Genomic DNA, 18,015 nt, shown 5'->3' with positions numbered 1-18,015 from the left:
CTCTTTTGCTAAATCCTATCCAAATGAAAATAAGTAAATTCAATACCTCAATTCATTACAATGGAAAATTCATTTACCACAACTCTTTAACTGAAAAGTTCTTGCTGCTTGACCCATTATTAATGGACCTAATTACTGCAGCAAAAAATGAAGATAGTGTAAACAGCATAGAAGAAATACACGAAGAACTTTACAAATCCTTATTAATAAACGGATTTATTGTTCCAAAAGAAACTGACGAAATCCAAAGTGTCAGGGTACTGATGGACAAAATAGACAATCAGCAGGAAACGTATCACCTAATGGTGAACCCCACGATGAATTGTAATTTTAAATGCTGGTACTGCTATGAAACGCACATTAAAGGCTCAAAAACCTCTCCTGGAACACTGGAAAAGATCACCAATTATATAGACAATATCATGTCTAATCAAAAAGGAATCAAGCAGTTTGTCTTGTCTTTTTTCGGTGGAGAGCCTTTGCTCTATTACCAGGATGTAGTACTTCCTTTAATGCAGTATACTTACAAGGCTGCTGATGACCATAAACTGGCTTTAGGCATCAGTTTCACCACCAATGGCTTTCTGATTAATGAGGAAATGGTGGCAGACTTCTTAAAATATAATGTTACCGGACTACAGATTTCTTTCGACGGCAATAAAGAACTGCATGACCAGACCAGATTTGTTTCTAAATCCAGGGGTTCCTATGATGTGATCGTCGAGAACATCAAACTGCTCGTTCGAAATCACATCAGGATTACCCTCCGGATAAATTATACCGAACAGAACCTGATTGGACTGGAAGACATTCTAAATAGTTTTAACGATCTCAGCACCACAGAAAGAAAATATATCACGCTCTCTATGAATAAAGTCTGGCAGGAAAACAACGAAAATCTGGGCGATCAGGTAATCGATTTTAAAGAAAAGGCAACGATTTTCGGGTTTTCCATACCAGACGCTTTTGAGGGTAACCGGGTAAAAAACTCCTGTTATGCAGATAAGAGAAACCAATCAGTCATCAACTATAATGGAGACGTTTACAAGTGTAATGCTAGAGATTTCACTAAAGAAAACCGCGAAGGAGTGCTTTTAGAAAATGAAATTTCATGGAATCCCAAAATGGAAGAACGCATGAGCGCAAAACTGAACAACAAGCCTTGTCTGGATTGCAGTATTCTACCGATTTGCGGAGGTGGCTGTTCTCAGCAGGCACTGGAATATCGCGGTAAAGACTATTGTGTAAATAATTTTGACGAGAACAAAAAGAAGGACATTGTTTTAAATATGTTCTTATCAAACAACTTGATGAATGCCTGATTTTATCGCACAACAGGACCAGATGGATTGCGGCCCTGCCTGTCTGGCCATGGTAGCCGCTGCACATGGCAAGGACTATGAGATGCAGTACCTGAGAGATCAATCTTTTATCAGCAGAGAGGGCGTATCCCTATTGGGAATTACTGAAGCTGCCGAAAAGATTGGTCTACAAACCGCATGTGTAAAAATAGAGCTTCAACACTTGAATGAAGTTCCTCTTCCCTGCATTCTGCATTGGAATCAGAACCATTTTGTAGTATTGAAAAAGACTAGAAAGCAGCTATCCTTTTTTAAAAAGGAAAAATGGTCTTATAAAATCGCTGATCCTGCGAAAGGTATTTTATCTATCCAGGAAGATACCCTAAATCGGTCTTGGCTGAATGAGGATGGAAAAGGAATCGCATTAATGCTGAATCCAACCGCCGAATTCTATAATGCAAAACCCATTAAAACTAAACAAAGTAAAACAGCTTACCTCAGTAAAATTATCAGTCCGTATAAAATTGATTTAATGAAACTGCTGGGCTGCCTGTTAATCGGGAACCTCTTCACCCTTTCTTTCCCCTTTTTAACCCAGGCCTTAGTGGATTATGGAATTTCCCCTAAAAATTTAGACCATGTGTTTACGATACTGCTGGCGCAGTGTTTTGTTTTTCTCGGCTCCGTAATGGTCGAAATTACAAGAAATACAATGACCTTATTTATCGGTACCAGGCTTAATATTGCCATCATCTCTGATTTTCTACGAAAACTACTGAAATTGCCCATCAAGTTTTTCGACACCAAGATGATGGGCGATTTTAACCAGCGGATTATGGACCATGACCGGATTGAAAACTTCCTGACCTCTCAAAGTTTGATTACCGTATTTTCTTTTGTCAACCTGCTGGTTTTCTTTTTTGTACTGGGCTGCTATAACATCCAGATTGTTGCAGTCTATACTGTATTAACGGCCATTGCAATTAGCTGGACCTTAATTTTCATGAACAAACGTAAGCTGCTCGACTATTCCCGTTTTCAAAATAAAAGTGAAAATCAGGAAGCGATCTTTGAAATGATCTCCGGGATGCAGGAAATAAAAATGAATAGTTTTGAAGATTATAAAAGAAATGAATGGGAAAACATCCAGAAAAAAGCATTCAACATCAATTATAAAGCACTAAAAATCAATCAGCTTCAGATTACAGGATTTGATTTTGTAAACCAGCTGAAGAATATCCTGGTGACTTATTTTGCGGCAAGAGAGGCCATTGCCGGCAATATTACGCTGGGTGCTGTACTGGCCATTTCTTATATCATTGGTCAGATGAATGGTCCAATCAATCAGCTCTTGGGTTTTTTCCGTTCCCTTCAGGATGCAGGATTAAGTTTAGACCGACTGAGTGAAATCCAGGATCAAAAAGAAGAAGAATTAACGGGACAGCTTAGTTTTAATCCCCCTGCTGTTTCCGCTGGACGGAGCGGACTGCTTATTAAAGATCTGAACTTTCAATACGAAGGTCCAAGGTCACCTTTTGTATTGATGGATATCAATTTATACCTTCCAGATGGAAAAACAACAGCTATTGTAGGGACAAGCGGCAGTGGTAAAACCACCTTAATGAAATTACTACTAAAATTCTATGATCCGACTGCTGGGATGATCCTGCTCAATAATGATGGTTTGTCTAACATTTCGGCTAAAAGCTGGAGACAAAACTGTGGAATTGTGCTTCAGGATGGTTTTATTTTTTCAGATACCATAGAGCGGAATATTGCTACCGGAGATGTAGTGATCGATTACCAGCGACTGGAGCATGCCATCAGTGTAGCCAACATCAAAGATTTCATCACCGCTTTACCTTTAGGGCTTAAGACAAAATTAGGCGCAGCAGGCAGCGGAATTTCAGGCGGTCAAAGACAGCGAATCCTGATTGCAAGAGCAGTTTACAAACAACCGCATTACATCTTCTTTGACGAAGCTACGAGCGCGCTGGATGCTGAAAATGAAAGAATTATTCACGACAATCTCAAAGAGTTTTTCAAGAAAAAAACTGTAGTGATTATCGCACACCGTTTGTCTACCGTAAAAAATGCCGATCAGATTATCGTTCTGAACAATGGCCGCGTTGTAGAAATCGGCCACCACAATCATCTGGTCAGCAACAAATCCTTTTACTACAACCTCATCAAAAACCAATTAGAATTAGGAGCATAAATGGAGCAGCCCAACCCTCAAAAAGAATATTTACAGACCGGTGTAACCAGTTATGGGATTTATCTGGTCATCGCAACCACAGTACTGGTTGCAGGCCTGTTATGGCTGTTAAAATTAAACGGTAGTCCGATTATTACCTTACTGATTCAATATTATTTCAAATAACCTGGAGGACTATACTATTTTACATCCACATAAAACCTAAAGCCTACGCCTCTAACACTTTCAATATGGATCGCGGGATCTTTGATCAGATACTTCCTCAACCTACTCATAAAGACATCCATGCTCCTGCCATTAAAAAAATCTGGTTCTTTCCATAAGTAGACTAAAATATCTTCTCTTTTAATCAGCTCCTGCTGATTTAAACATAGATAATACAATAAATCTGCTTCTTTCTCTGTGAGTATCTTTTCGAAATCCCCGGATTTTAAGTGCAGATTCTTATAATCAAAAGAGAAGAGACCAATATTGAACACCTTATTGATCTTTTTAATTTCATTTTTCGTTCGCTTTAAGATGTTTCTGATGCGTAGGATCAATTCATCCGCATCAAAGGGTTTAACGATATAATCATCAGCACCAAGCTTTAAGCCTGCCAATCTATCTTCCCTCATGGTTTTTGCGGTGACAAACAGGAAGGGCAGCTCGGGATAATAATTATTCAATTTCTTTGCCAGGCTAAAGCCGTCCAGCTCAGGCATCATCACATCTAGGACCATCAAATCATAGGAGTTTAGCTTTAGCTCATCAAAAGCTTCCAGACCATTGAATACCCGTTTTACCTGAAATCCATTCATCTCCATGTACTGCTTGAGCAGGTTTCCCAGATCAAGATCGTCTTCTACAATAAGTATCTTGCTATCCATATTTTATTTCCAGAATAAATGTGCTTCCTGCCCCTGATCGGCTTTCCATGATCAGCTCTGCTCCTATTAAATTTGCCGCTTGTTTGCTCAGGTATAAACCAAGTCCAAGCCCTTTTACATCATGCTGATTATGTGTAGGAATGCGAAAAAACTGATCAAAAATAAAAGGTTGATAGGCTAAAGGAATTCCCGGTCCTTCATCAGTAATTTCGATCCTGTATTTACGATGCAGCACTTTACTCTTTAAAGAAATCACTGTACCTTCCGGACTATACTTCAATGCATTTTCAATCAGGTTGTTTAAGATTTTATCTAAAATCTCCAGATTTATTAACACGGTATGCTTTTCAGGGGGGATAGAACTGGTAAACTGATGGTTTTCCATTCTCAGCTCCTTCACGTAATCTTGTAGATAGGATGTGATATCGACGCTTACTTTTTTAACTTCATGAGGAGATGTCAGGGCTGTTTCCAACACAAAATCGACCAGCTTCTGGATCTTAAAATGCTGACGGTTTAAGGATGCTAAAAGTTCGTCTGTGAGCTGAGGATTGGAACGCACCTCCTCTCTTTCCAGACTTTTTAAGATCAGTCCAACAGAGCTTAAAGGCGTTTTTAGCTCGTGTGTAATGTTATTTGCAAAATCTGTTTTGATTTCAGCCAGTCTTTTTTGTCGGAACATCGCACTGAATACCAGATAATAAAGAATAATCACCGCTACAATCATTAAAAATGCCAATAGATAGATTCCTGCCATACGCTTCCATACCTCCGATTTCCAGGTAGAGACTTCCAAATACTGAGCGCGTTGAATCTGTAATTTAATGGCCGAGCTTCCGCTCCCATCAGCTTTGGCAAAGCTATCAACAATGGTGTTGCTGCCATTTCCAATTAATAAGGTGTTCGGGGTTTGGAAAGGGCTGCCAAGAAAAACAAAAGGCGCCTCCCGAGTAGACAATAAAGTATCGGTTTTTCCATTAAAAGTGATCAGAATTTCATCATACTGAGCTTTATATTTCAAATCTTTTAAGATTTTATTGGATTGAATGTCCTGGAAAAGCTGCTGTCTTAAGCTATCTATTTCTACATCATCGCTCTTATTGAGGTTGGCAAATAAGCTTGCCTTATCGATCTGCTGTAAAACGAAAAGCCTTGCCAAATGCTTAAGTTTTTCCTGCGTCTTTTCCTCCAAAACAGCAATAGATGGCCTGTTAATGAGTTTTCCTATTTCAGAACGGATCTCCGTGTAATACTTTTCCTTCGTTAACTTGTAAGTATTTAAGACCAGCGCATACTGAATGAAAGACAGTGTACCTACAATAATTACGCAGGAAGCAATTAACCATTTGATTTTTCTTTCAACTTTCATCTCTCACAAATATATATCCAGGGTGGTGGATTTTTAAGAATTCTGACATCATTAACGCTTCATTAACACAAGATTAACTGATTTTAAAAAATTACTTCTACATATTTGATTAAGTAAAAATTAAGATATGAAAAAGTTAATCATTATGGCAGTTTTTCTCACAATAAATGCAGCTGCATTTTGTCAATCCGGAAAGGCATCCTTAAGCTCTACAAATAATGCCAGCGTTAATATTACGAGTACCGACCTTGATTATTCACTCATCGCTAATTTTCAGGAAGAATCGGCTGCAGAGATCAAAAAAACTTTAGTGAAGGAACTTGGTGCACCCACAGAAAAAAAAGATGACCTTTTTATATGGCTGAATAAAAATGCTTATACCGTTACCCTTCGTGCTGAAAAACTAATGATTGACCTCAATAAAAAAAATGCTGGTCAGGCTACGATAAAAAAATTCAAAAAACTGGGGGACCAAATCCGAGTCCTTGTATCCAATGAGCAAGAACTTTAAGCCTTTTTTTTAGCGCTAATTTATTTCTGTATGTATTCAAAAATCCTGACCGGGCTCTTCCTTCTATTTTCTTTAACCTGCGCAGCGCAAATAAAAATCACAGGAAAGCTGGTGGATATGGAATCAAAGCCTGTCAGCTATGCTTCGGTACTACTCCTGACCGGTGATTCTTTGCTTTATCAAAATGAATTAACGACTAAAGAAGGTGATTTTATGCTGATCGCGAAACCTGGTCAGTATTTCATTAAACTGAGCATTTTTGGAAAGCAGCTGTATCGCAAACCCATACAGCTGCATCAGAATTTAGATTTGGGTGTACTGCAGGTAAATTTAAACAACGAACTCAAAACGGTTCATATTGTTGGTCAGCGTCCTATCGTACAAATGGAAAACGACAAACTGATATTTAGTGTAGAAAACAGCCCTTTAAAATCAGGATACTCTGGGCTAGATGTTCTTGCCAGGGCACCAAGACTCCAGGTGAACGGTGATGGAGCCGTACTGTTACGGAATAAAATACCGGTAATTTATGTGAATGGCAGACAGCTGTATTTAGCTGGCCGGGATTTGGCCAGTTATCTTTCCAGCCTGAATGCTGAAATGATACAAAGCATTGAAATTCAAGCCCAGGCTTCAGCAGACGCAGATGCCTCTGCACAAGGAGGTGTGGTCAACATTATCCTTAAGAAGCCCATAAAAGGCCTAAGCGCTAATATCACGGCTTCCTATACGTATAGAAAAGGAAATATATGGTCGGACTACCTAGGCCTCAACACCAATTATGGATCGGATAAATGGAATTTCTACACCAAAATTAGTTATGGAAAAGACAAGGATTTTGGTACCTACCATACCACCAAACTTTTTTCAAACCAAAGTAGAAATGAAGCAGATGGCCTTTTCAATGGTGATAAAAGAAATGTCAACCTGCTCGGTGGCGTCGTTTTCTATCCAGACAGCAAAAATGAATTTGGTGTAGAATTGTACTACAATAATGGAAAAGGTTTATATACTACCCCTGAATCCTTAACTGTTTATGATCCCTCACTTTCTTCCATCAGCAGCAATCAACGCTCAGAAAATTTTAAAAACAAAGTCTGGTATGGGGCACTGAATTACACCTATAAACTGGACAGCCTGGGCAGTACGCTGAAATTTATTTTGAATGCAGGGCATCATGAAAACCCGAGCGAGAACTCCACAAACACAGATTATGTATTTGGAAATTTAAATTCCAGTCTGACTGTATTTAACGTTAATCCTCTCTCCGATTATTACGTAGGTCAGGGTGATTTGACCAAAAAATATAAAAATGGCTTTCAATTAAAGACCGGATTAAAGATGAGTTCCGTAAACAGGGACCATCAGCTGAACACCAGTATTTATCAGGCTCCGGAAGATTTGCTGAGCAGTTATAACGAGGAAAAATTCACAAACAAAGAAAATATCGCTTCAGTTTATAGTACATTAAGCGGTAAAATATCTAAAAAAAGTAATTTCAACCTCGGTCTAAGGGCAGAATACACCGATTTTTCCGGTAAAGATAAAATTAATGGTACTCAGGTCTCGAAGCATTATTTAAACCTCTTTCCCCGCTTATATTACGGCTATACCATTGCTCCGAAAAAAACCATTTCCATTTCCTTGGCTAGAAATATTCAGCGCCCTTCATTCCGGGATTTAAATCCTTTTGTCACCAAAGAAAACGATTACTCTTACCTACAGGGAAATCCTGATCTTAAGCCGCAGTTTACTAATAGCCTGGACATCAGCTACCAGCTCCCCAAACAATTGTTCTCTTTTTATATGAACCATACCGAGAATTTAATCGCAGGCGTGTATACCAATATAGGAAATATCACCTATTATAAACCCCAGAACTTTGGCTCGCAGTCCAGGTATGGGATCGACTATAGCTACTTCAGCAACCTGACGAAATGGTTGTATACCAATACTACTTTAGGTGCTTATTATTACCAATTTAAAAATGGTCATTTACAACCTTCCCAATATTCTTTCAACAGTAATATTTATACGCGGTTCAGTATGTCTAAAACCTGGTCCGCAGACCTTTTAAATGTATTCAATTCCAGATTTCAGAACTATGTAGTGAGCGCTGCCCCTCAATACAGGCTTGATTTTAGTCTGCAGAAAAGCATATTAGCAGGAAAAGCACAGCTGAAGTTCGCTTGCAATGATGTGTTCAATACACAACGAGACAAGAACTTCTCTACCTACGAGGACTTTAGCCTGGATTTTTACCAGAAAAGAAGGACCCGATCCTTCCTTTTTATGCTTGTTTATAGCTTCAGTACACCGCAAAAAATCAAAAATAAGGCCATTGAGGCGAACCAGGAGATCAGAGGTCGATTATAAAAGCGCTTTTTGTATTCAGCAATAAGGAAAGCAGCATGAAATAATCATTTGCATCATGCTCAATAACCGAAAAACACAAACAGCTCAAAATGAATATCTTATTTAAAAATCAATTCTTTTTTATCCTTTGGGTATATGAACGAAGTTAGCATCCCGTACCTTTGCAAAAAAAATATTACAGAATGAGCAATATTACTCCAAACCCGGTATTGGAACACGTTGTAAACGTTATCAAAAATGTGATCAGCGACATCAAAATTGAATACACTTCTACAAACGTTGCAAACCTGAAAGACGGTAATGCACCTATATCTCTGGAACAGCATTTAGACGAGAGCGGAAAACTGGCTATTTTCATTAAAGATCCAAAGGACATCATCTTCAGTGAAGATTTATTACCTGAGCTGAATAGCTTAGATGAAGGTGTGAAAGGAGCATTAAAATCAGAATTACAAGCAGCCACCATTATCATCAATGACCTGAATGTAGCTACTCAAATTATATTCCAGTCGGCAAAAGATGCATTTGACCAAATCAGCAACAGCTACGAGTTTGCAAAAAACATAGAAAAAGACATCACCAAAGTTAAAAGCACGTTTAAGTTCGGCAGCAATGTATTTGACCTTACGATCTTAAATGAACCAGAATTAATTTCTATTACACCAGAATTTGCTGCTTCATTTAATCCTGCTATCAAAAAAACAATTGAAGATGATGCGCAGAAAGTACAAAATGCACTTAATGCAATGTTTAAATAAAAGATTTCAGAATACAATGAATTTGGCAAATTAAATATATTGCCTCAAAATTCGGAAAGATAAGCCCCTCGATTTTATAAAGTCTTGGGGCTTTTTTAGGATAGGAACCCATTGGAAAAGAAGGCGATCACCCCAAATTTGTTACAGTAAAAGAGCTCTAAAAATGTCTTGACTTATATAGATTTTACTATTTTTAGAAAGTAGCCAATTATTTCCAGGAAATAAAAAATAATGACATTTCCCGGTGCAATTTATAAAAGCTACCAGCGTTTAAAGCTGAAATAACAAATGGGAAAAACCCTATTCAATGACATCCTAAATCAGAATTCAATGAAAAAACTGAGGTCAAAAGTAGTAAAAGCACTGAAAAGAGAATTCACCTTCGAATGCACCATTTCATCAAGAATGAACCAGGTGATCTTAAACGTTAAAAATATAGATTTTGAACAGCACCTTGGACAATTGATCCAACAGACACAATTGATCATTGACAAATATTTTCCTCAAAGAGAAGAACACCTTTGCCTGGTGATCCAAACTAATGGAAATCATCAGAATACCTTTAAAATCTGGAAGTCTGTTTAATGAAAAAAATTATTGGTTATGTTTTATTAACCTTTTGTCTTCTTGCTGTAACACCGATCTTTCTTTCGGGTCTATAAAATAAACCAGACTAAATCCTAGGCTGCATTTATGAAAAGATTCGCATTTCCCCTCCTTACCTATCTCCTGTTCTCTATTTCTGCCTTCCAAAGTCGGGCGCAATTACAAACCCTAAGCGGAGCTAAAATCAAGGTTGCTGATTTAGACAAATTCATAAAGCATCAAATGGATTCCCTTGGTCTGCCAGGCTTATCATTTGCCTTGATTAACAATGGGAAAGTAGTTTATCACCGGTCTTTAGGTGTTACAAATATCGAAACCAAAGAAAAAGTAAATGCAAACTCCATCTTTGAAGCAGCATCGCTATCGAAAACACTGTTTGCATATTTTGTATTGAAAAAGGTGGATCAGCATAAATTAAACCTGGATACGCCCTTATACCGATACTTACCTTACGCTGATATTGCCAAAGATGAGCGTTACAAACTCATTACGGCTCGTATGGTACTCTCCCACACCACTGGCTTCCCCAACTGGAGATATTACGATAAACGCGATGAGCACCTGTATAAATATGGGGAATTGTACCTGAAATTTAATCCGGGCACAGCATTCTCTTATTCCGGAGAAGGGTACTTTTACCTCTCAAAAGTGATCGCCAAGCTGAACAATTTAACGATACAAACCTTAGACCCCTTGTTTCAACAGGAAGTCAGCCAGCCTCTTCATCTCCAAAAAGCCTGGTTTAGCAGCGATAAGTACATCACATTACATAAAGTTAAAGGCCATGTCAATGGAAAACCATTTGACAAAGCATGGCCAACCTCTTTTCCTGAACAAGATTCCACCTGGTTTGAGGCCGCCGGAGGATTACATACGGAAGCTTTGAGTTTTTCCCGGTTTTTGATAGCCTTAATGGATGGTCGGGGCTTATCGAAAGAAATGAATGCAGAGCTGTTTAAAGCACAAGTGCAGCTGGATAAGAAGAGTCCACATTACCTTTATAATGGCGATACGGCCTGGGGATTAGGCATTGCTATAAAACCTGTTGACTACGGTGTTCTATACGAACATGGGGGCAATAATGGTGATGCTCAATCGGGATTCAAGATCAACAAGGCCAATCATAATGGTTATGTGTTTTTCAGCAATTGTGATCAGGGGGTTAATTTCAATAAAAACATAGGGGCACTATTGATCAAATAACGCAGCATAAGAAAAGCCGTTAGGATTTATTCCTAACGGCTTTTGTGATTTAAATCTTTATTTTGCTGTTACACGGATATCTATGCGTCGATTTTGCGCCCTTCCTTCCGCAGTTGTATTGCTCGCAACCGGATGCTCAGGACCATAACCTTCCGCCTCTAATCGTTTTTGATCAATACCTAATTTCACCAATTCGTTTTTGGCTGCATTTGCACGCTCATTAGAGATTTTCTTGTTTACATCTGCATTACCTGTGCTATCGGTATAACCACCTAATTTCAGGTTCACCAGCGGATAAGCCACTAAAATCGCGGCAATATTGTTTAACTGCTCCTGTGACTCTGGTTTCAGCGTGCTTTTTCCAGGTTCAAAATATAACCTATCGAAGGTAAACCACGTGGTCTTATCTACAGGTTTATTTTTATCTTCGATGAATCCAATCAGCTTGTTCTCTACCGAGTTTTCAGCAATGCTGATCTCTTTTCCATCAGGGAGTTTCTTGGTCATCTTAACACCCAGAACCTTCACAAAATCTCCGGCTTCATTTAATTTTCCTTCCACTGCAACCACCGTTGCATCTACTACACCACCCATTTTTGCCCCTGCAGTATCAATATTAGCGGAAACAGAATCCACAGTGCTGGTCACTGCCGTTTGATTGCAGCCTTGTCTGCCCAATAACCACCATAAGGCCACAATCACGATGATCAGCGGCAGCAGCCATTTGATAAAACCACCACCTGTATTTTTATCCGGCACGTTTACCGGTGTGGTATAACTACTGTGACGTGCTTCAACTTTAGGCACATCAGGAATATCTAATTTTGGAGGATGCATATTGCCTATGCCTAAAGAAGTACCCAAACCGGCAGGAAGTGCTGCAGCAATCTCATTTTTACTTTCAAAGATTTTCCCTAATAAATCAGATACACCCCAGCCTTTTGAAGCCATCAGCTTGGTAATTAAGCCGGTGATTAAGGGAACGATCATCGCCAGTAAACCCGCGGATTTGCCTTCAGGAAGTCCTGTAGCTTCAGCTACGGCATTATTTACCGATCCTGAATCATTTCCAAATAAGCTGCCCAGCATGGATTTTCCCTTTTCCAATAGGTTATCTTCAGGACCATTTACTAAATCTTCGGTAGCATTGGCAGCCGTAGAACCGGTTACCCCAGGTAGGATGCTATCCAGAAAGCCTCCTCCAGCGCCATTTTTGAGGATTCCCGCTAAAACCGCAGGGATACCGGCAGAAAAACCTGCTTTCACCTGGTCCTCAGTTACACCAGCTTTCTGGCTTAAAGAAGAGACTACGTTACCGCTTACCTCATTCTTTAACATTTCAATTAAATTCATGCTTATAGTTTTATAGGTTAGAAATATTATAATTCAAACAAACACTATATACCCGCAATAATTTCATTCGGCATTCAATCCAATGCCTACACTATATAAAAATAAGAAATATCTTGTAATTAACATCTAATAAAGCACTTAACTGTAAAAAAATTAGAAGATCCCATTGCACTCCTTCTTTGTGAACCCTATATCAAACCTAAAAATTTCCGTATTTTTATATTGAAAAATATCTTCTATGAAAGCAAAAATCAACTCTTTTGAAGAACTCATGGCCGCTTTAGACCAGGATTCTCCATTAAATCTAGAACTCCAGACTTCCATTCTTTGTCCTTTTGCAATTGTACTGCCCGTTGGATTTAGCCTCAGCTCCGTAGATCAAGAAAAAACTATCCTTAGTTTCAATAACAGTGATGGGGTTGGTTTAACGGCCAACAATGAGATTAGCAACCTCAACATTCAAACCAACCCGGGTAATCGTGCGATCTACCTGTTAAGCCAACAGGACGATCTTGGAACGCTTACGCTCAGCAACTTAACCATCACCGGACAGGTTCAAATATTAATCCGTTCAGGCTCCCTTAAAGCCCGATTGATTGCGGAAAACATAGATATTGTGAGCTGTGATGCCCGTAGATATTCTGAACAGCCACAAAAATATGGAGTGAACGTTTACCAGGGTGCGTTTACAGTTTACAACTACAATAGTAACCCGGAAAGCGTGATTCAAGCCACGCTGACCAATATTACTTTAGGAAGAAAGGGTGCTCCTGTCATTGGTACAGGCTTATTTGTTGCTGGCTTTGGCGACAATGGTGGCTGGGTACTTGCGGATCAGATCAGTACCGGAGATATTTACAGCAATGGCATGATTCCTTATGGCCAGCCTAATATGATCACCGCAGCTGTGTTTATTTTAAATGGCGCTAAAATTAAAAAACTAACTAATAAAGGCCGTGTAACTACCTATGGCGTAAATGATATGGTGCTGGATACCTGGGGCCAGGTAGATCGCTGGGTAGCCGAACAGCCAATTACCTCTTATGGACCCAGCGGAATCGGCTTCGTCAACTTCGGAGTGGTCGATTATTTCGAAGCAAAAGATAAAATAGAAACTTTTGGACTTGGCTCCAGAGGTTTTAACCAATATGATGGAACCGTCAATCAGGCAGTGTTTCATGGAATTCAAACCCATGGCAATGGTTCTATTGGCATTCAGGTGAGTAAACCAGTGGGCAATATCACCATAAAAAATGACCTGATCACTCATGGGGCTGTTGGCCAAACGCTGGTTAAAGGTGTACTCGTATCCTTACCTGCAGATGGAATCAGTGTGAAAGCCGGAGGAGAAATTAAGCAGTTAAACATCTTTGGAAGCCTCATTACCTATGGCAGTGGGGTCCAGACTTTCAATGTTGAAGGTGGTATAGTCAAAGAATTATCTATCAAAGGAGAGGTCATCGCAGAAGGAAAAAATTCAGTGGCGATATCTGTTACACAAAATGGAAAAACGTCGTTGAATGGAGTCCATGCGATTTCCAAGCTGGGAATTGCTGTTTTAATTGAAAAAGGAATCGTTACCGACCGGACGGAGCTCAAAGCTAAAGGCGGTAAAGGAGATATTATAGAAGCGTAAATAGGCTTAATGCAAACGCCGGCGATTGCCGGCGCTTGCATTATAAAATATAATATCTGCTGTAGGTTATACCTAAAGGATTAGTACTCGTACCTGGTAGCGTTATGTCTGCTCCCATCTGGATTCTTTCCTTCACGGAGGTAATCACCAATCCTATCAATATACTTGTTATAAGTATTCAACATTCTATAGTCCCAATAAGGATATTCACGATCCGTCAGCAGTTTATTGATCAAAGGCCTCATTGCCAAATGAAAAGCTTTACTATTCGATGCATAAGTCATATTACTGCTATGGCTGAAACCAAGTGCATGACCCAATTCATGAACAATCACTTCTTCTGCATTCTTGTTGTAATGACGCATCAAAACATATTCTGCACCAGCAACGAGATTTCCACCACCTAAACCACTCACATTTCTAACCAAACCAGTTTCTATATTTGCTCTGGTCAAAATGTCGCGGTATACCGCTTCTTTCTTCTCTGAGCTTAGTAAAGCTCCATCATTAGCCGTCAGTCCTTCATAAGCCATAAAAGCAGTTTGTGTAGAAGGCTGTGAAAACAAATAAGCTAAATTGGTAAACATCACCAGACTTTCTCTGGCATGTAAAGGATTCATCCGGTACCAATTTCCTGCATCTTCCTGCGACTTGCGGAAGCTGAGCTTCCATGGGATTTTAATGCTGTTCAATGTTTTATAAAACGGATCATCTACCACTACCGTAAACGCGGCTTTTGAAAGATCAGTCTGTTTGGCAATGGTCACTAATCTCCCACTTTCAGTATACAGCTGCTCTTCCTTTTCTGCAATCGACAAAGGTAATTTGAAAGCCACTAATGGTGTAATCGAGTCGATTTTTAACAGCTCAACTCTTTCTTCATCGCCAGCCAACTTCATGAAAACATGCACATCTTTGATGGTTTTCAACGTGAAATTGATCAGTTTTATTTCAGCTGCGCCAGTCAGTTCAACTTTAAGCGGATCACGTAAAGTGATGCTTCGCGTCACCATCAGAGCAGTAGGCTCCGTATCAGCCAACAAATTCTCCAGTCCTGTGATGGTTTTAAAGTTTACAATTTTGGTAGAAACAACAGTTTCAATGCGTTCTTTTTCAGCCTTTTTACAAGAGAAAAGAAAGATAACAAACGAAAAAATTAGTAATTGGTATTTCATAATAGGGATTAAATATTATTTGCCCCAATTATAGCTAATTATTTCGTTTTATGTCATACATATTCTCAATAATCTCTGTTTAAATCCTATCTAATAGGCTTCCAGCACCATATAAATTTTGTTGATTTATCCCTAGCTGTTTTATCAATTTTAACAAGTAATATGATTAATTTCAGCCCGTATAAGCCACATCCCTACAGATGTGGCTTACATTTATCATCAAAATCAGCTGAGATCAGGATATGAAGGAAGAACTTCAACAAAAAATAGATTTAAAGACGAAACCACAAGGTGCATTAGGTAAGTTAGAAAAGCTTGCTCAACAAATAGGCACGGTACAAAATACACTGAGCCCGGAATTGACTAAACCCACTATTGTGGTATTCGCCGGTGATCATGGCATCGCTAATGCTGGTGTGAGCGCATATCCACAAGAAGTAACCTACCAGATGGTACTGAATTTCTTAAACGAAGGCGCAGCTATAAATGTATTTTGCAAACAACACCAGATTGACCTTTTAGTAGTAGATACGGGTGTAAAATTCAAATTCGAGCCGCATAAAAAACTGATCCAGGCAAAAGTAGAAAAAGGCACCAAAAACTTCCTGGAAGAAAAAGCCATGAACATTCAGGAATTGGAAAGCTGCCTCAGTCAGGCAGAAAAGATCGTGAATGACCTGCATACCGGTGGCTGTAACATCATCGGATTTGGCGAAATGGGGATTGGCAACACTTCTGCTGCTACCATGATGATGAGTAACCTTTGCGGACTACCCATTGAAAGCTGCGTAGGAAGAGGGACGGCATTAAACGACGAACAATTTGCACATAAAATCAACATATTAAAGCAATGTGAACTGCGCCATGGCCGTTCGGCAGACCCGGTAGCTGTATTACAGACTTATGGTGGCTTTGAGATTGCTCACATCACCGGTGCAATGCTGGCAGCTTATGAAAATAATATGCTGATCATGGTTGATGGATTTATTGCTACCGCCGCTTATCTGGCTGCAGTGATGATCAATCCATTACTACAAAACAATGCGATTTTCTGCCATTTATCGGACGAAACCGGTCACCGACAATTGCTGAAATACTTACAGGCAGATCCAATAGTAAGCTTAAACATGAGACTTGGTGAAGGTACTGGATGTGCAGTAGCCTATCCCCTGATTCAAAGTGCCGTACTTTTTTTAAATGAAATGGCCAGCTTTGAAAGCTCCGGTGTTTCCTCAAAAGAGGCCTAAATGAAAGAAGAACTTCGCATATTTTTTACGGCAATGATGTTTTATACGCAATTGCCTTGTCCGAAATGGGTAGACCATAACTCGGATTATATGAACAAATCCACCCGATACTTTCCTTTGATCGGATGGCTTGTTGGCGGACTTTCCTTCCTCGTATTTTGGCTCAGTAATTTCTTATTTGATCCGGAAATCGCAGTCATTTTATCGTTGGCCGCAGGAGTCTACATTACCGGCTCCTTCCATGAAGATGGTTTTGCGGATGTATTTGATGGGTTTGGCGGAGGCTGGACCAAGTCAAAAATCCTGGACATCATGAAAGACAGTCGCCTGGGCACTTATGGCGTAGTTGCTTTGATCTTTCTGTTTGGCATAAAATACCTGGCCCTACAAAAAGTAGCTGGCCATCTACAATCTCCCTACCTCCTGCTCCTCATTTTCATCACTTATCATTCTCTTGCCCGACTCACTGCCATTCAGCTCACTTTTACTTCAAAATATTCCCGAGAGGATGAAAGCAGTAAATCCAAGCCGATCGCCAAATCCTATTCTTATAAAGAGGTAATTGGTGCTTATGTATTCGGACTCGCTCCGCTGGCCGTACTGACCACAATTCATTGGCAGCTCATCTTTGTATTAGTCCCGCTCATCCTGCTTTATCTGATCAGTCAGCGGTACTTTAACAAATGGCTGGATGGTTATACCGGTGATTGCCTGGGTGCCGTAGAACAATTTGCAGAAGTGATTACCCTATTAACATTTTTGGTGATATGGAAGTTTATGTAATCAGACATACCGCTGTAGGCATACCTAAAGGGGTATGTTATGGGCAAGCGGACATTCCCTTAGCAGCATCTGCGGAGCAAGATATTCAAACTTTAACCAGGAAACTGCCACAGGATTTTGATAAAATCTACAGTAGTCCCTCCAGTCGCTGCCAGCGATTAGCCAGCCAGATTACTGGTTTAGCATTGGAATGCGACAAAGCATTAATGGAAATGAACTTCGGAGATTGGGAACAACGGCAATGGAACGAAATGGATCAGGAAATTTTAGGCATCTGGATGGCTGATTTTGTTCATACCAAAGCACCAAATGGAGAAAGTTTGGCCATACTTTTCAAAAGAGTACAGGAATTCATGAACCTGCTCAGAAAACAGGATTTCAAAAAGGTAGCTATTGTCACTCATGCTGGAGTGATCAGATGTATCTGGGCCTACTTAATTGAAATTCCTCTTCAAAATATATTCAAAATCCCTGTAGATTACGGGGACGGTCTGATCTTTAGCCTGAATACAGATCCAGCATTTGATCAGCTAAAAAAGACCAGTATCTAAGCATAAAAAAATCCCTTAGCCATCACAGCTAAGGGATTCTCCAAATGATCAGCTTGCTT

Annotated in this window: 16 protein-coding genes; 12 read left to right on the top strand and 4 right to left on the bottom strand. The window is 39.6% G+C overall.

Annotation, left to right across the window (positions count from 1 at the left end):
* The first annotated feature begins 23 nt into the window (after positions 1 to 23).
* Genes K7X70_RS15065 through K7X70_RS15055 form a run of 3 tightly spaced genes read left to right on the top strand, consistent with a single transcriptional unit; the run spans position 24 to position 3,684 of the window.
* On the top strand, positions 24 to 1,322 hold the full coding sequence (locus tag K7X70_RS15065; RefSeq protein WP_222537836.1) for a radical SAM/SPASM domain-containing protein: 1,299 nt from the start codon (positions 24 to 26) through the stop codon (positions 1,320 to 1,322).
* On the top strand, positions 1,315 to 3,519 hold the full coding sequence (locus K7X70_RS15060) for a peptidase domain-containing ABC transporter (protein ID WP_222537835.1): 2,205 nt from the start codon (positions 1,315 to 1,317) through the stop codon (positions 3,517 to 3,519). The genes K7X70_RS15065 and K7X70_RS15060 overlap by 8 nt, the downstream gene beginning before the upstream one ends.
* Positions 3,520 to 3,684, top strand: a complete 165-nt coding sequence (locus tag K7X70_RS15055; protein WP_222537834.1) for a hypothetical protein — start codon at positions 3,520 to 3,522, stop codon at positions 3,682 to 3,684.
* Positions 3,685 to 3,698: 14 nt separating this feature from the next.
* On the opposite strand, the gene K7X70_RS15050 is transcribed toward K7X70_RS15055, so the two are convergent.
* Both K7X70_RS15050 and K7X70_RS15045 read right to left on the bottom strand, forming a co-directional pair.
* Complete coding sequence (locus K7X70_RS15050; protein WP_222537833.1) at positions 3,699 to 4,388, bottom strand: response regulator transcription factor; 690 nt, start codon at positions 4,386 to 4,388, stop codon at positions 3,699 to 3,701.
* On the bottom strand, positions 4,381 to 5,757 hold the full coding sequence (locus K7X70_RS15045) for a sensor histidine kinase (protein ID WP_222537832.1): 1,377 nt from the start codon (positions 5,755 to 5,757) through the stop codon (positions 4,381 to 4,383). The genes K7X70_RS15050 and K7X70_RS15045 overlap by 8 nt, the downstream gene beginning before the upstream one ends.
* Positions 5,758 to 5,884: 127 nt before the next feature.
* On the opposite strand from K7X70_RS15045, the gene K7X70_RS15040 reads away from it, so the two are divergent.
* The 5 genes from K7X70_RS15040 to K7X70_RS15020 all read left to right on the top strand — a co-directional run bounded on the left by K7X70_RS15040 (position 5,885) and on the right by K7X70_RS15020 (position 11,211).
* Complete coding sequence (locus K7X70_RS15040) at positions 5,885 to 6,268, top strand: hypothetical protein (RefSeq protein WP_222537831.1); 384 nt, start codon at positions 5,885 to 5,887, stop codon at positions 6,266 to 6,268.
* Positions 6,269 to 6,298: 30 nt separating this feature from the next.
* On the top strand, positions 6,299 to 8,644 hold the full coding sequence (locus tag K7X70_RS15035; RefSeq protein WP_222537830.1) for an outer membrane beta-barrel family protein: 2,346 nt from the start codon (positions 6,299 to 6,301) through the stop codon (positions 8,642 to 8,644).
* A gap of 182 nt (positions 8,645 to 8,826) precedes the next feature.
* Positions 8,827 to 9,402 carry a hypothetical protein gene (locus K7X70_RS15030; protein WP_222537829.1) on the top strand — a complete coding sequence of 192 codons (576 nt, stop codon included), beginning with the start codon at positions 8,827 to 8,829 and terminating at the stop codon, positions 9,400 to 9,402.
* A gap of 330 nt (positions 9,403 to 9,732) precedes the next feature.
* Complete coding sequence (locus tag K7X70_RS15025) at positions 9,733 to 9,987, top strand: hypothetical protein (protein ID WP_222537828.1); 255 nt, start codon at positions 9,733 to 9,735, stop codon at positions 9,985 to 9,987.
* Positions 9,988 to 10,095: 108 nt separating this feature from the next.
* Positions 10,096 to 11,211, top strand: coding sequence for a serine hydrolase domain-containing protein (locus K7X70_RS15020; RefSeq protein WP_222537827.1), 1,116 nt, complete (start codon positions 10,096 to 10,098; stop codon positions 11,209 to 11,211).
* 57 nt (positions 11,212 to 11,268) lie between these two features.
* Here K7X70_RS15020 and K7X70_RS15015 read toward each other — a convergent pair whose 3' ends face one another.
* Positions 11,269 to 12,564, bottom strand: a complete 1,296-nt coding sequence (locus K7X70_RS15015) for an OmpA family protein (protein WP_222537826.1) — start codon at positions 12,562 to 12,564, stop codon at positions 11,269 to 11,271.
* Positions 12,565 to 12,802: 238 nt separating this feature from the next.
* On the opposite strand from K7X70_RS15015, the gene K7X70_RS15010 reads away from it, so the two are divergent.
* A complete protein-coding gene (locus K7X70_RS15010) occupies positions 12,803 to 14,200 on the top strand; it encodes a hypothetical protein (protein ID WP_222537825.1) in 1,398 nt (465 codons plus the stop codon).
* 80 nt (positions 14,201 to 14,280) lie between these two features.
* Here K7X70_RS15010 and K7X70_RS15005 read toward each other — a convergent pair whose 3' ends face one another.
* A complete protein-coding gene (locus K7X70_RS15005; RefSeq protein WP_222537824.1) occupies positions 14,281 to 15,375 on the bottom strand; it encodes a hypothetical protein in 1,095 nt (364 codons plus the stop codon).
* Between the two features lie 242 nt (positions 15,376 to 15,617).
* On the opposite strand from K7X70_RS15005, the gene cobT reads away from it, so the two are divergent.
* The 3 genes from cobT to cobC are packed head-to-tail and all read left to right on the top strand — an operon-like array spanning position 15,618 to position 17,956.
* A complete protein-coding gene (gene cobT, locus K7X70_RS15000; RefSeq protein WP_222537823.1) occupies positions 15,618 to 16,622 on the top strand; it encodes a nicotinate-nucleotide--dimethylbenzimidazole phosphoribosyltransferase in 1,005 nt (334 codons plus the stop codon).
* Positions 16,623 to 17,405, top strand: coding sequence for an adenosylcobinamide-GDP ribazoletransferase (locus K7X70_RS14995; protein ID WP_222537822.1), 783 nt, complete (start codon positions 16,623 to 16,625; stop codon positions 17,403 to 17,405). It abuts the gene before it with no gap.
* Entirely contained in the window at positions 17,390 to 17,956 is a 567-nt protein-coding gene (gene cobC, locus K7X70_RS14990; protein WP_222537821.1) for an alpha-ribazole phosphatase, read from the top strand. Before K7X70_RS14995 ends, cobC begins: the two co-directional genes overlap by 16 nt.
* Positions 17,957 to 18,015: the final 59 nt, after the last annotated feature.

Origin of the sequence: Pedobacter polysacchareus (assembly GCF_019802255.1) — a bacterium.
GTDB classification, from domain to species: Bacteria; Bacteroidota; Bacteroidia; order Sphingobacteriales; family Sphingobacteriaceae; genus Pedobacter; species Pedobacter polysacchareus.
Note: the sequence above shows the minus strand (reverse complement) of the source record. Positions and strands in the feature narration are given on the sequence as shown.